The organism is Kribbella sp. NBC_00382 (assembly GCF_036067295.1).
In the GTDB taxonomy this organism is placed as follows: Bacteria; Actinomycetota; Actinomycetes; order Propionibacteriales; family Kribbellaceae; genus Kribbella.
The window spans coordinates 4,803,709-4,817,473 of the sequence record NZ_CP107954.1 but is presented as its reverse complement, the minus strand read 5'-3'; the positions used below and the strand labels follow the sequence as shown (position 1 = coordinate 4,817,473).

The window sequence follows — 13,765 nt, the reverse complement described above, 5'->3', positions numbered from 1 at the left end:
GACGCCGGCCAACCGCATCGACTAGCGCGCTTGGCCGGCTTAGCTAGAGCCCGGGGAACTAGCCGCGGGCGATGGCCAGCTTGTCGCGGCAGACGGTGTAGGCGTCGAGCTCCTCGCGAGCCGGGGCGACAACGTGGCTGTCAGCAACCTTCTCCAGCTCGGTGCGGAGCGCCTTGGCTACCAGGCGAGCCCGACGGTTGGCGCCGCTGGTGGCGAAGAGGCGGCAGGCGATCGCTAGACCGATCCCAAGGATCGCCCCGCCAACCAGCATCATCGTCGCGTACGGGATGCCCTGCCACTCAGGCAGCGTCAGGTCGTCGAGGAAGGCGGCGAGCACCAGCCACACGGCCCCGCCCAGCGCAACCAGGACCAGTAGCCACTGCAGGAACCGCGCAGCCGCCCACCAGCCCGGGTTGTTGTTCGCGCCGAGGTCAGTACGAGCCACTGCCTGGTCCAGCTCGTCGCCGAGGGACTCCTCGCGCCGGCGGATCGCAGTACGGACTGAATCGGCCCAGGGGCGGGACAGCCCGGCTGCGGCCTTGTTGGTGATCGTGCGGACGGCAGTGTCCATCCGGGCGCGCTGCACCGGCGTTGCCGCGGGCAACGAAGAGCGGGCGATCGACACCTCGTTGGAGGCCGACTTCCGCAACGCCTTGCCCTGTTGACGCGGCACCTGGTCCAGATGCAAGCGCCGCAAGGGATCCGGCCGGAAGCGAGCAAGCCACTTGGTGACCGGCCACCCGGTCGCAGCAGTCGCCCGCTGCAGGTAGGACCGGCGTACTGCCTCGACAACAACCGGTAGGCCGCTAGCGTCCGACAGTGCGTCCACTAGCTCAGTGATGTCCGCCTGGGCGATCTCCGGCGTCTTGGCGTTGCCGCACTGGCTAGCCATCCGGTCCGCAACGCGGTCCACGTCTGCAGCCAGTCGCTCGCGTGCAGCCCGCTTCGCGCTGACCCGCTTGACCAGCAGGTCGCGCAGGTCGTCCAGTCCGTCGCCGCTCATGGCAGAGGTCGCCACGAGCTGCGGGTTCTTCAGGCCGTCCGACTTGAGCAGCCGGGTGAGGTCGGCGAGGCAGCTCTCGCGCTGGGCGTCGGTGAGCTTGTCGGCGTGGTTCAACGCGAACACCATCACCGACGAGTGCGAGGCGAACGGCTTGATGTACCGGTTGTGCAGCGCAGCATCGGCGTACTTCTGCGGATCGACCACCCACACCAGTACGTCGACCAGCTCGACCAGCCGGTCGACGATGAGCCGGTGCTCGACCTCGGTGGAATCGTGGTCAGGCAGGTCCAGCAGGACCAGCCCGTCGAGGTCCTCGGAGTGCGCGTCCTCGAGCGAGCTGCGGTGCTGCACCTGGTGCCGGCGTGGGATGCCCAGCCAGTTCAGTAGCTCACCGGCGGGCTCCTCGCCCCACACACAGGCCAGCGGCATCGAGCTGGTCGGCCGCCGGGTCCCGATCGCGGCCAGGTCCAGCCCGGTCAGCGCGTTGAACAGCGACGACTTGCCCGAACCGGTCGCGCCGGCCAGGGCCACGACTGTCAGATCGCCGGACATCCTGAGCCGCTGACTGGCCCGGTCCACGATCTGCGAAGCCTCACTCAGGACCACCTGGTCCAGCCGTCCCCGGCCGGCCGCGGCGGCGTCCTCGACTGCCTCGATCTTCGTCAGGACATCGGTAGCGCCCCTCGCGAGGCCCTTGACCGTATCCACAGTTCCCGTCACGTGCAGTCCTCCACCGCGCGCGCGGCCTCCGTCAATTGCCTGGGTGCATCGGGATCGACCGGATGCTGGTCGAGCACAGCCAGGTAGCGGGCGAATTCCGCATCCATCAAAGCATGAACTCTAGCGTCAAGGTCGTCCCGCGCCCTGGCGGCCAGGCCGCGGACCGCCTCTTCGCCGAAGACTGCCGCCAGCAACTTCTGCCCGACGACGGCGGTACCGGTTCCGGTCGCGGCCTTCGCGCCGGCCGGTACTGCCGCAGCGCTGGCGAAGACGGTGACCATCAGGGCCAGCCCGAGCCCATTGACGCCATAGGCAAGGATCCGCGCCGTGCTGCGCTTGTCGGCGCCCTCTTCGCGAATCAGCTCGAACACGGACTCCTGCCACTCGCGTACTGCGAGACCCGCCGCGGCCGGGAACTCCTCGGACATCCCACCCATCGCGGGATCGCCGGCCGCGAGCAGTTGGCGACCAGGAGCCGTCGACTGCCACGCCGCTTCGGCGCGCTCGGCAGCCGCCGCAGCGTGCTCACGCAGCAGGGACTCCAGGCCCGACTCGACGGCGTCCTTGAGGTCACGCGTCGGCGGTGGGTCGCCGACTACCGCAGTACGGACCTTGTCGCGGAGGCGGCCGACGTTGGTCTGCAGACCCTTGAGCAGCTCGCCGGTACCGACGAACTCCTGCCAGCGGGCAAGCACCTCGCCGCGCATCATGGTGCCGTCCTGGGTCGCCTTGGCGATGTCCTTGACGGCTTGGTCGTACGCCGTTTCCGCGGTCGACCGCAGATCGACGAGTGTGTCGGCCTGTGCCCTGACGGCCTTGGCGAACGGGGGCGTCTTCTTGGTCATCGCGGTGACGGCGCCTTGCAGAGTTCGCCGTACGACGGCCGATCGCGCCTCGGCGTCGGCGGCGAGGTCGATCAGCCAGTCCTTGATCGAGGCAACTACATCGCTGGCCAGCATTCCGTTGCCGTCGACAACGGTCTCCTTGATGCTGAACAGCGGCGAGTCGCCGAGTCCGCGTTCGAGGAGCATCTGGGCCAGGTGGCCAGTGATGTCGTCGATCGTGTCTGCGGGGGCGCGGTCGAGGACGACGGCTACCGCAGTACTGCGATCCGAGGCGCTCTGCAGGAACTCCCACGGGACCGCATCGGCGTACCGGGCGGCGGTGGTGACGAACAGCCAGAGGTCGGCAGCCGCCAGCAACTGAGTGGCGAGGTCACGGTTGGCCTCGACGACCGAGTCGATGTCGGGCGCGTCGAGGATGGCCAGGCCCTGCGGAATGGTGTCGGCGGCAACCAAGCGGATCTGCCCGGGATCCTCCATCCCACCCGGGCTGTCACCGCTGGAGCGCGCCATGTCCGGCAGTACCCGGTCGTTGGTGAACCAGTCGGCGTCGGCCGGGTGGTGGATCAGGACTGGGGAGCGGGTGGTCGGCCGCAGTACGCCGGGCTCGCTGACGACCTGCCCGATCAAACTGTTGACAAGCGTCGACTTGCCGGCACCGGTCGAACCGCCGACCACTGCCAGTACCGGCGCCTCGAGCTGCACCAGTCGCGGCAGCACATAGTCATCAAGCTGATCCAACATCGCCTTCTGCTGCTGGCGAGCCTCATCAGCCCCCACCACATCAATAGGCAACCGACTAGCAGCCAAGGCGCCGCGCAACTTCATCAACGCGGTAATCAAGGCCATAGCCGCCTGCTCAGTAGCCACCTCCTCCGCAGACTTCTCCCGCGCCTCCACCGCATCCGTAACGCCGGCACCGGACTCGGCGGCGTCGGAATCGGCGGCGGAGTCAGCGCCCTCGGAGTCAGCGGCGGCACCAGAGTCCGCTCCGTCCCCCGATTCGGCGGTGGCGTCGGAGTCAGCGTCGGGTACGGAGTCGGCGTTGGCAGCGTCGCCTTCGGAGCTGGCGTCACCCTCGGAGCTGGCGTCAGCCGCAGCACTCGCGCCGACGATGGCGTCCGCACCAGCATCGGCGTCGGTACCAGCGTCGGTATCGCCGTCCGGGCCGGTCTCAGCGTCGGAGTTGGCCTCCGGGTCGGTGGTGGCGTCGCCATCGGCCGTGGTGTCGGAGGCGTTCTCGGTCTGCGCGCTGGAGCCGGTGACGGCACTAGCGTCGGCGTCGGCCTCGGTGGTCGGTTCCGCCTCAGCTTCAGCGGTCGGCTCGCCCTCGGTGTCCGCCTCGCCGGTGGACTCCGAGTCTTCTTCTACAGCACCTGACGTCGCGCTGGCCTCGGCGGCGTTGTCGCCGGCAGCGTCGGTCTCGGTGGGAATCTCGGCGTCGGACTCGGGCGAAGGCTCGTCGGCGGGTTCAGCGTCCTGTTCAGGCTCGTCGTCTGCCTTAGCTGGACCATCCTGGTCGGCGGCAGCGTCGGTCTCGGTGGGAGCCTCGGCGTCGGACTCGGGCGAAGGCTCGTCGGCAGCTTCGGCGTTCTGCCCAGCCGCGCCGTCGGCTGCGGGCTCGCGCTCGCCGGGTACCTCGGAGTCGGGCTCGGTGGAGTCGGACATGGAGTCCGGCCCGTCGGAGTCGGCGCCGGCGGCCTCGTCGGAGGCGGGCTCGACCGGGGATGCGTCGGACGGCTGGTCGGCCGGAGATGGGTCGGCCGCTTCGGCATCCTGCTTGGACTCGGCGTCCGCCTCGGGGCCACCTTCGGCTTCCGGCTGGGGGTCGGCTTCGGCTTCCGACTCGGGGGCAGCTTCGGCCTCCGACTCGGGGCCAGCTTCGGCTTCCGCTTCTGGGGCAGCTTCGGACTCGGCTACAGGCTCGGTCGAGTGGGAGTCGATCTCGGGGTCTGCTTCGGCTTCGGCGGCGGTGACTGCGGCTAGTTCGGCTTCTGCTTCGGCGTGGAGGGCTGCGGGGTCTTCGGGGGCGCCTGGTTGTTTGGGCAGGCCGATAATGATGTCGCCGTATTCGAGGGGGAAGCCTTCGGCTGACTCATCCGGCTCGTAGACGATGCCAACCTTGGGGCGGGAGGCCTCTTGCTCTGCCGTCAGGGTCACCGCGGTAGCGGGCTCGGGGTCGGCAGACTGGTGTGCATCGGTGGGTTCCTCAGGGGACGAGGCGGCGGATACGTCGGTTGTCGGTACCTCGGATGGCGGCTGGGTTGCCGGCTGGTCGTCGGCCGGCTTCTCCGCGGCCGGCTGATCGCCGTCGGTCGCCCGTACTCCATCGGTCGCCCGTACGCCGTCCGTCGCCTGTGCATCGTCGGTCGCCATTACGCCGTTGGTCGGCTGTGCGTCCGTCGACTCGACAGGTTCGGTCGTCGAATCGACAGCTTCGGTCGGCGCGTCAGCTTCGGTTGGGGCGTCGGTTGCGGGATCGGCGGACTTCTCGGTCGTCAGGTCGGCGGGGGCGTCCGCGGGCTTGTCGGCGGCGGGATCGGTGACCTTGTCGCCTTCGGCCTTCTCGGACCCGGGCTCAGCGCCTGTCGCAGCGTCGGCCGTCGGCTTGTCGACCGCCAGTTCGTCGGCCGTCGGGTTCGCGGCCGTCGATTCGTCGGTCGTTGGGTTCTCGGGCGTCGATTCGTCGGCCGGCGGCTGGTTGGCCGGCGGTTGCTCGGGAGCCGATGCCGTGGAGGACTTTGTGGCGGCGGGCGCCGGGGGCTCGGCCTGGAGGGTCGGCGCGGCGGTCGTACCGGCGGACTTGCGTTTGCGGCGGCGCCAGAAACCTTTGCCTTTGGCATCGGATTCGGCGATCAGCCGGGCCAGTTCGGAGACAGGCTGATCCTGGGCCGGAACCTTCGGCTCTCCCGAACGCTCCGAACCCTCACCAGCTGGCCTGGTGTCAGCCACGGCTACCGCCCACGAGCACAGAGTGCCCGGTCGGACAGCGCAGAAGCAAAGTCATCTTCATCCCCGTTTGGCGGCGTGGACGGGCGGCAGTCACTGCGACGGTGGATAGGGACCGTATCCTCCCGGCGTTCCGGACGGTCCAGGGGGTCCCGGTGGGTAACCAGGCTGGCCCGCTGAGTAGCCGGGCTGCCCGGAGGGATACCCCGGCTGAGGCGGTGGATAACCCGCCTGTCCCGGTGGATATCCCGGCCCTCCAGGGTACGGCGCGCCCTGCGCTCCGCCACCCGGGTACTGCTGCCCTTGCGGCCCACCAGCCGGCTGCTGCGAGCCCTGCGGCCCACCACCCGGGTACTGCGAGCCTTGCGGCCCACCGGCCGGGTACTGAGGCCCCGGAGCACCACTGCCCGGGTACGGCGCACCCGCCGGCCCCTGCGGCCCACCCTGTGGCACACCGACCGGATACCCCTGCGGCGCTCCCCGGTACTGCGGAACCGCCTGCGCAAACGCCGGCATCGGCGGGAACGGCACACTCGGCCGACGCTCCCGGAGCTCGTCGAGCAACTCCTTCTCCGTCACCAGCGCGTCCGGCCCGATCACCTGGCGGACGATCTTGTCTCGCAGGTAGGCCAGCTCGGTCGCGTTCTGCTGGAACGCCTTGGCCGCGGCAGCCGCCTGCGGACCGTACCGCTTGGCGTTCTGCCGGAGCGCCTTGCGCCCGCGCAGCGTCGCGATCAGCGGCACGTCCTGCGGCGCCAGCCAGCCGAACCGCACGTAGTCGTACAGCCGGGAGGCAATCATCTGCCCCTCCCGCGACCTCATCACCAGCGCGAAGATGAACATCGCGATGAAGATCGGGAACATCAGGAACAGGTAGACGATCAGGAAGCCGCCGCCACCGGACAGGCTCGCCCCGCCGTTCCAGGACGCGTGCGCGAGCACCGCGGCGAGATAGCCCACGATCGGGGCCAGGTACCGCACGACGGTACTGCGATGCCGCACGGCGATCCCGATGCCGATCGCGGTGAACGACGTGAAGAGTGGATGCGCGAACGGCGAGATCCCGCCGCGGAACACGAACAGGAAGAACGTCCCGCGCAGGCCTGCGTCGCTGCCCGACTCCTCGGACAGCTGATGGAACAGCCGGCCGTAGTACAGGATGTTCTCGGTGAAGGCGAAGCCGACGCCGACCATGCCGGCGTACACGAGCGCGTCGATGATCCCGTCGAACTCCTTGCGCCGCAGCAGCGCCAGCAACGCGATGATCGAGCCCTTGGCGAACTCCTCCACCGGCGGCGCCACGAACACCGCGGCCCGGCTGCCACCGCTGCCGGTCTCGTGCAGCCACTCGGACGCCTGGGTGTTGATGAAGATGGCCGCCAGGGTCGCGATGAACGCACCCCAGCACAGCGCGGTCAGGATGTACTTGGCCGGCTCCGGTTCGTAACGGTCCAGCCACAGGTACAGGGCGATCACCGGTACCACCGGGATGAACGCGAAGACCAGGCCCCACATGAACCCGCTGGCGCCGGTCGACTTCGCCACGATCGCGAAGATGCCCAGCCCGGCGATCGCGAAGGCGACCGCGACGACGACCCCGATCAGGATGCTCTGGTTCCGCCGCTGACCGGGCACCGGGTGGGTACCGAGCCGGTTGGGCTCCGGTTGCTGCGTGCCGGTCGAACCGGGCGCGCCGACAGCCTCCACCGCGGGTTGCGGCGACTCGGGCGGGCCTCCTGAGGGGTAACTCATGCAGGCAGCCTAGTTGTAGAGCCCTCCACACGGCAGGACCGGCCACTCGGCGTTACCGGGATGGAACGACAACCCTGTACTTCGTAGTAGCCCGAGCCGGAGTCCGGCGACGACCCGGCAGCCGGTACGCCGCACCCGCCTCGCCGGAGGAACCCACGAGCATGATCGGCCCCCCATCTGAGAGACTCTGATCCGTGCCGGGCACCGATCCGGCCGAGCGCCCGTAGCTCAGCTGGATAGAGCGTCGGACTTCTAATCCGTTGGTCGCAGGTTCGAATCCTGCCGGGCGCGCCACCTGGACCCGCTGGTCAGGCGTCGATCGGGCGGCCCGGCTCAGCCGACGTCGAGGGCTCAGCCGACCTCGAAGGACTGGCCTGGGCGGCGACTGCGGTCGGCCTGCTGGGTGGCTTGCTGGGACGCAGAGGTGTCGGCGGCGGTTTGTGGCTTGGGTTGCTGGGTCAGGACCTGGACGTTTGCTAGTACGGCCTGCTTCTCCTGGAGGGTTTGGGCTACCTCGAAGCTTTGCCAGACCTGGTGGTGGGCCTCTGGGGTCAGGGAGCTCTCGTGGAGCATCTTGTCGACCTGGCGGACCATTCGGTGGTCGTCGCGGTGGACGAAGCTGTCCAGGAGGACCTTCAGCTCGGGGTCCTGGCCCGGGGCGTGGGTGAGCCAGGCACGGACGTCGTTGGTGAACTGCTGCTGCACCGCCTCGGTGTCCAGCGGTGCCCCGTCCCGTACGTCGGCTGCCGCGTCCATCACGGCCCGCAGGCCGGCCACCTTGCACGCCTCGCGGACGGCCGGGTTCAGGTACGGCGGATCGACCAGTACCGGGTTGCAGCCGAAGGTACGGTCCTGCTCCTCGGTGAGGCGGCGCTGCACCGGGCCTGACTCGTCGAGAGCCTTCGGACTGCTCAGCGGCCCCTGCAGCGAGTTCTCGATCGTCCGGATGGCCGCGAGGCTGGCGAACGTCAGGGACGGGTCCCGCGGCAGCTCCTTCATGCCGCCGCCGATGCCATCGTCACGGTGCAGCACGTAGCCCCGCTTCGTCCCCGGGTGCGGGTCCGACGCGATGCCGTCGTAGAACATGTACCGGCCCTCGAACTTCGTCTCCGGGTATGCCGACGACAGGAGCTCCTGCACGGTCCCCTTGAGACAGCTGTCCATCAGTACGACCCGGCTGCCCGGCGTACCGACCGGGACGCCGGCGCCACGCAGGTACCGGGTGAGCTGCTGATACGACCCGGAGACGTCCTCTGCCGACACACTGGCCGTGTTCTCCCGGTACCCGGCGATGTCGGGGAAGGACTTCCCACCGTTCTGCTCCAGGTCCTGTACTGCGGCCTCCGCGACCGCCCGGGACAGGACAGCGTCATGGCAGTGCGCCGAGAAGAACTCGGGATCGAGTGTCCGGGCCGCCACGGCGAGGCTGTAGCCGTCCCGGCCGAGGAAGACCACCCGGGTGTGCGGGTTGGCCGCCACCTCCTGGCGAAGGTCGCGCAGCATGTCGCGGGCGATCGAGGTGACGAAGCGTGCGTGGTGGGCGCGGAAGGCGTTGTAGATCCGCTCGACCGCATCCCGGTCGGCCTTGTCCTTCAGCCCGTACGCGTCACTGATGGCCGCCAGCGGTGGCAGCTCTTGTTCGATGGCCACGGTCACCTACCGCCGTCAACTCGGTCCAGCCAGGCCTGCAGCGCCCCAGCCTCGGTACTCACGCCCCACCACAGGACGACACCGCCCTGCTGCGGCTGGAACCGGCCATGGCCGTCCACGCCGACCGGTACCTGCCTGAAGTCGACGAATGGCAGCGCAAGCGCAGCAGCGACCACCACTGCCGGCCCAAGCTCTCCATCGTCCGGGTTGGGGCTGACAAGATCCAGCTTCAACCGCCCAGCCGCTGCAGCCTCCAGTACCGGCCCCGCACCCCCGTCGACCTGCAACTGGGTGACCCGCAGTCGCCCGGCGACCTCCGAGTCCAGCAGGCTCGCCAGCGGGCTGGTGTTTCGCCCAGCCCCGATCCAGCGCACCGGCCCCTCACCGGGTACGTCAGCAACCGCTGAAGCCTCCGCTGCTACCTTGACGTCCTGGCGCCCCAACTCGTTCAGTGATGCGCGAGCAGCGGCAACGTCGTCAGTGACGACCAGCGCAAGTTCCCGAGCAGCAGCCAACGCCTTGTACAGTGCTGCGTCCGCGGCGCCCTCAACAAGCACCACAGGCGTGCCCTGGAGGTTCTCCGGCCAGGCGGGCAACTGCGAAGCGCTGTCACCCAGTGGGGTGCCAGGGAACAGCTCCCCCACGCTACGCAGCGCTTCCCAGTCGTCTACCGACTGCTGCGCCAGGCTCTTGCGCTCAGGCTGGTCGAAAGTCATTCCATCGTCCTCGTCGTCTTCTGCCGGCCGGTCGTGCCGGTCCAGCGGCTGTTCTCTGCTCGCGTCCCCTGCGGCAGGGTAGTTCCAGGCCGGGCCGCTCCCGGCGGCAGCAACGCCGGGTCGGTCAGCGGCGAAAGACGCAAACCCTCTGCTTGCTCGACGTGCTTGACCTGTTCGAGCGGCTCGATCTCGTAGTCGGTCGCCGTCCGCACAGCCTCGAGCGCTGCCTCCGGCCCACCGCGCAACAAGTCTTCGTACGGACGCTCAACAGCCCCAGCGTTGCCGAAGGCAAGGGTCAGCCCGGTCGACGTGGTCTTGCGGTCGGCCCGCAAGTTGACCAGCATCGTCGGCCCATCAGCACCAACCTGTACGGACTTCTGCACCCGCTGCCAGTCAGGATTCGTACCGATCACCGCAGCAGCTGAGTCGATCAACGCCTGTACCTGGTACCCGTGCTCGCGACCAGGCGAGGCCGGCAACACCAACCGATGCTCATGCGCACCCACCGGCCTCACATGCCCAGCATGCGGAGTCGAAGCACGAAGCGCCGCCCGATCCGCCCACGCCACCGCCGCATCACCCTGCCCACGGACATACCGCCGCAGAGACTGCCGCACAAAGTCGTCCACAGGCTTGCCCGAACCATCAGAAGCCTTGTACTCCGCAGTGACCGCATGCGCCGTCCGATCCCAGACAGACAACGCCAACTCACTACGACTCAACGACCCGTTGCCAGCAGCAACCGTATCCGGCAAAGCCGCCACCGTCCGGGCCAGCCACTCCGCCCGTTCCACCGCGACAGGGTCGGCCGCGAGGTCCGGCGTACGCCGGAGCAACTGCTCAGCACTGACCGGCGACGGCTCGGACACACTCCGAGCCCAATGCCGCACCTCATCCAGATGCGCGGCCTGCATGCCGACGTTCCGATCGATCGGCATCAGCAGCGTCGGGATGCCCTCGTCGAGCACCCGATCCTCGGCCCACAACCGATCCGGCTCAGTGATCGCGTCGTCGAGCCAGGCGAACGCCTCGTCGCCGACCCCCTCCCGAACGCTGACCGCCTTCCAGTTGTGGCCGAACCGCACCGGCCCAGCCGCAGCCCGGTCGATGTTGACGAACTCCCAGCGCCGGTCGAGACCGATCGCCGGACCGACCATCCGGTTGGCCGCATCGTTCCAGGTGGTCCCCCAGCGGAGGTCGACCAGCCCCTCGCGATCCAGCTCGTTCAGCATCCGCCCGTGCTCGGGATGCAGCCAGACCAGATACTCCTCACCCTTCAGCCGGTACGGCGTGAAGCCCCGCTCGGCCTGGTTCTTCTCCGGGTTCAGCACCCCGTCGATGTCGACCAGCACCCATGGGCGGCCCGCCATCAACGCTCCAGGGTCGGCCGGCCGATGGACGTGACGGTCGCCGGCTTGTCCCGGGCACCGTCACCCTTCGACGAATCGACCGCGCCACCGGTACCGAGGAAGCGGCTCATGTCGGCCGGGCCCTTGATCGGCTGGCCAGGCTCAGGCTCCGGCATCATGCCGTGCTTTTCCATCTCCTTGACCAGCCCAGCCGTGCCGTGGTCCCAGCTCCGGTTCTGCTCGAAGTAGTCGCCGAGCCGGTTGGCAGAGGCCTTCGACTCGTCCGGGTTGCGCAGGTGCCACTCCGCCTTGTCCGCGAAGGCCAGGTGGTACTGGTCCTGGGACAGCCCGGTGGTGTCGACGACGGCCGCGTCACCGATGCCCTGCGGCACGCTGTTCGGGTCGCTGAGGTCCATACCGACGCCTGTGTGGTTGCCGACGATCACTGGCACCCGGTAGCCGGCCACCTCGAGCGGTGCGAGCTCGTAGTCACCCCAGCGGGCCGTGTGCATGGCGAGGTCCGCACCCCGGATCTCGGCGGCCATGACGCTCATGTCCTTGGTATAGCCGCGCACCCGGACCGGGAACCCGGCGATGTCGGACAGCGCCCGCTCCTGCTCCGGTACTTCGGCCGACCGCGCGCCGAGCATTGTCAGCTGCACCTGCAGTCCCCGGGCCCGCAACTCGGCCGCCGCCCGCGCTGCGATGTCGGCGCCCTTCAGCGGGTCGTCGGTACGAGTGAAGACCAGCAGGTTCTTCATCCGCTGGTTCGGGTCATGAACGGCCGGGGACTCCATCACCATGCCGGGCTTCAGCTCGACGACCGGCGGCGGCTTCTCGCACATCCGCGCCAGCCGGCGGCCCTCCTCGGTCAGCAGCGGCCCGACGCCGACCACCAGGTCGGCCCGCTCGACGATGGCCCGCTCGGTGATGGTGTGCTCGTTGGACTGCTGCGGGTTGCCGCGGCCGCGGTCCATCTCGTCGGCCGTGACATGCATGAAGTGGATGACCTTGGCGTTCGGGTAGAAGTTGTCGCGCAGGTAGCCCGCCGCGCCACCGGAGAACCGCCCGTGGCCGAGGATCACGTCGATATCCGGCGGCAGGCCGTCGGCTCGCAGCAGCTGCGCACGGGTGTCGCTGATACCGGGAACCGGCTTGAGCACCTGGATGTCGACCAGCGGGTGCGGGTCGGTCGGCGTGGTGACCCGGGCGGTGACCTGGTGGCCCATCCTGGCCAGCGACTGGGCGACCTCACGGTTCACCGCGAACGGCCCACCGCCGTACCACTTGTCAGCGAGAGCCAGTACGCGCAGCGGGCGACCAGTGTTCGGCAGTCCCTCGAAGGGATCGGACATGCTTTTCGTTCCTCCGGTGATCTCGGTCAGCCGCGCAGGCCGGCGGCGGTGTAGAAACGCTCGACGAGGTCGTCGGACAGCGCGGCGAGCTGCTCGGCGTCCGGGCTGATCAGACCACGGGCGGCCTCGTGGCGCAGGCGCGCGGACAGCTCCCGGAGCAGGGATGCGGCGACCAGTACTTCGGTACCGCCCAGCTCGACCGTACGGGCCGCGTCCTCGTCCTGCGGCGGCTGCAGCGACTCACGCGAGCCGGCGACCTGCTCGAGGAAGTCGACCGGCGCCTGGACGGCCTGTCCCTGTGCGTCCCAGCCGTGCCGATAGGTACTGAGCATGTGGCGGCCAGGGTCGGCCGCGACCATCTCCGAATTCATGGAGGAACAATCCCACGCAGAGGGGCGAGTGGCGCCTGGTTTCCATCGCCCACCGAAGAAAAAACAGGCCCCGAACCCTCAACGGCACTAGACCGGAAGTGAACGGAGCCTTATCCTATCCACATGCATAGAACAGATGTGAACACAGATCTAAGCTCAACCATAGCATCTGATGAAGCAGAGCGCAAGTCTCCGAATCAGGCGGGAGCTTGGCGGCTCGGCGAGCAGGCCGTCAACCGGATCGGCTTCGGCACCAAGCGCCTCGGCAGCAGCGCCGACCAGGCGATCGAGTTGTTGCGGCAGGCCGTCACCCTCGGCGTCAATCACCTCGACACGGCCGGCTTCTACCCCTCCGTCGGGCGAGCCGGCGAGCAGCACGGCTTCGACAGTCTCGAGTGGGCCAACGACGCGGTCCGGCGCGCGCTGGCCCCGTACTCCGACGAGCTCGTCATCGCCACCAAGGTCGGGCCGACGGAGCACGGGCTGGCCCGGCCTGACCAACTCCGCGCGCTGGTCGAACACGATCTGCACCAACTCGGGCTCGAGACGCTCGACCTGGTGTACCTCCGACAGGCCGGACTCGATTCGGTCGCGGAGCATTTCGGCGTACTGGCCGAGTTGCGGGCGGCCGGTCTGATCAAGCACCTCGGCCTGTCGAACATACGGGTCGAACACCTTGCCCAGGCGCAGGAGATCGCGCCGGTGGTCGCCGTGCAGAACCGCTACGGCGTCGGCTTCGGCCGCGTCAACGACGCCATGCTGGAGATGTGTGGCGCGCAGGGAATCGCGTTCGTACCGTTCTTCGCCGTCACCGCCACCGGCCGCGAGCAAGGCGGAGTAGCCCACTCCGACCCGGTCGCCGCGATCGCCGCTGACCACAACGCGACGCCCGCTCAGATCCGCATCGCCTGGACGCTGGCCAAAGGCCCCCACGTCCTAGCGATCCCCGGCACCGGCAACCCCACCCACCTGATGGAGAACGTCGCCGCTGGGTCCATCCACCTCACCCCCTCCGAGCTGGCCACCCTCGACGCCATCCCCTCCGACTAACCCGCACC

9 protein-coding genes and 1 tRNA gene are annotated in these 13,765 nt (G+C 68.9%); 2 read left to right on the top strand and 8 right to left on the bottom strand.

All coding sequences use genetic code 11. The features are described from left to right. Positions 1-58: 58 nt before the first annotated feature. The 3 genes from OHA70_RS23295 to OHA70_RS23285 form a co-directional block, all read right to left on the bottom strand. The gene (locus OHA70_RS23295; protein ID WP_328321025.1) at positions 59-1,723 is read right to left on the bottom strand and encodes a GTPase; all 1,665 of its coding nucleotides are present in this window, start codon (positions 1,721-1,723) and stop codon (positions 59-61) included. Beyond that, positions 1,720-5,517, bottom strand: a complete 3,798-nt coding sequence (locus OHA70_RS23290; protein ID WP_328321023.1) for a dynamin family protein — start codon at positions 5,515-5,517, stop codon at positions 1,720-1,722. Before OHA70_RS23290 ends, OHA70_RS23295 begins: the two co-directional genes overlap by 4 nt. A gap of 90 nt (positions 5,518-5,607) precedes the next feature. Continuing rightward, positions 5,608-7,266: a PrsW family intramembrane metalloprotease gene (locus tag OHA70_RS23285; protein WP_328321021.1), complete on the bottom strand. Its 1,659-nt coding sequence runs from the start codon at positions 7,264-7,266 to the stop codon at positions 5,608-5,610. 217 nt (positions 7,267-7,483) lie between these two features. Between OHA70_RS23285 and OHA70_RS23280 the strand changes: the two genes are divergently transcribed. Continuing rightward, a tRNA-Arg gene (locus OHA70_RS23280) sits at positions 7,484-7,560 on the top strand. 57 nt (positions 7,561-7,617) lie between these two features. On the opposite strand, the gene OHA70_RS23275 is transcribed toward OHA70_RS23280, so the two are convergent. The 5 genes from OHA70_RS23275 to OHA70_RS23255 are packed head-to-tail and all read right to left on the bottom strand — an operon-like array spanning position 7,618 to position 12,707. After that, on the bottom strand, positions 7,618-8,916 hold the full coding sequence (locus OHA70_RS23275) for a hypothetical protein (RefSeq protein ID WP_328321019.1): 1,299 nt from the start codon (positions 8,914-8,916) through the stop codon (positions 7,618-7,620). Positions 8,917-8,918: 2 nt separating this feature from the next. Next, the gene (locus tag OHA70_RS23270) at positions 8,919-9,632 is read right to left on the bottom strand and encodes a hypothetical protein (protein ID WP_328321017.1); all 714 of its coding nucleotides are present in this window, start codon (positions 9,630-9,632) and stop codon (positions 8,919-8,921) included. Beyond that, positions 9,629-11,002 (bottom strand): hypothetical protein, encoded by a 1,374-nt coding sequence (locus OHA70_RS23265; protein ID WP_328321015.1) that lies wholly within the window; start codon positions 11,000-11,002, stop codon positions 9,629-9,631. The genes OHA70_RS23270 and OHA70_RS23265 overlap by 4 nt, the downstream gene beginning before the upstream one ends. Beyond that, positions 11,002-12,336, bottom strand: coding sequence for a glycosyltransferase (locus tag OHA70_RS23260; protein ID WP_328321013.1), 1,335 nt, complete (start codon positions 12,334-12,336; stop codon positions 11,002-11,004). The genes OHA70_RS23265 and OHA70_RS23260 overlap by 1 nt, the downstream gene beginning before the upstream one ends. A 26-nt stretch (positions 12,337-12,362) precedes the next feature. After that, entirely contained in the window at positions 12,363-12,707 is a 345-nt protein-coding gene (locus OHA70_RS23255; RefSeq protein ID WP_328321011.1) for a hypothetical protein, read from the bottom strand. Positions 12,708-12,830: 123 nt separating this feature from the next. Here OHA70_RS23255 and OHA70_RS23250 point away from each other — a divergent pair, with 123 nt between their 5' ends. Further along, the gene (locus OHA70_RS23250; protein ID WP_328321009.1) at positions 12,831-13,757 is read left to right on the top strand and encodes an aldo/keto reductase; all 927 of its coding nucleotides are present in this window, start codon (positions 12,831-12,833) and stop codon (positions 13,755-13,757) included. The last annotated feature ends 8 nt before the right edge of the window (positions 13,758-13,765 follow it).

Bases quoted from the DNA above. Each gene is read 5' to 3' on its own strand.
- OHA70_RS23265 (WP_328321015.1), bottom strand. From the start codon at position 11,002: ATGGCGGGCCGCCCATGGGTGCTGGTCGACATCGACGGGGTGCTGAAC.
- OHA70_RS23270 (WP_328321017.1), bottom strand. From the start codon at position 9,632: ATGACTTTCGACCAGCCTGAGCGCAAGAGCCTGGCGCAGCAGTCGGTA.
- OHA70_RS23260 (WP_328321013.1), bottom strand. From the start codon at position 12,336: ATGTCCGATCCCTTCGAGGGACTGCCGAACACTGGTCGCCCGCTGCGC.
- OHA70_RS23250 (WP_328321009.1), top strand. From the start codon at position 12,831: ATGCATAGAACAGATGTGAACACAGATCTAAGCTCAACCATAGCATCT.
- OHA70_RS23255 (WP_328321011.1), bottom strand. From the start codon at position 12,707: ATGAATTCGGAGATGGTCGCGGCCGACCCTGGCCGCCACATGCTCAGT.
- OHA70_RS23285 (WP_328321021.1), bottom strand. From the start codon at position 7,266: ATGAGTTACCCCTCAGGAGGCCCGCCCGAGTCGCCGCAACCCGCGGTG.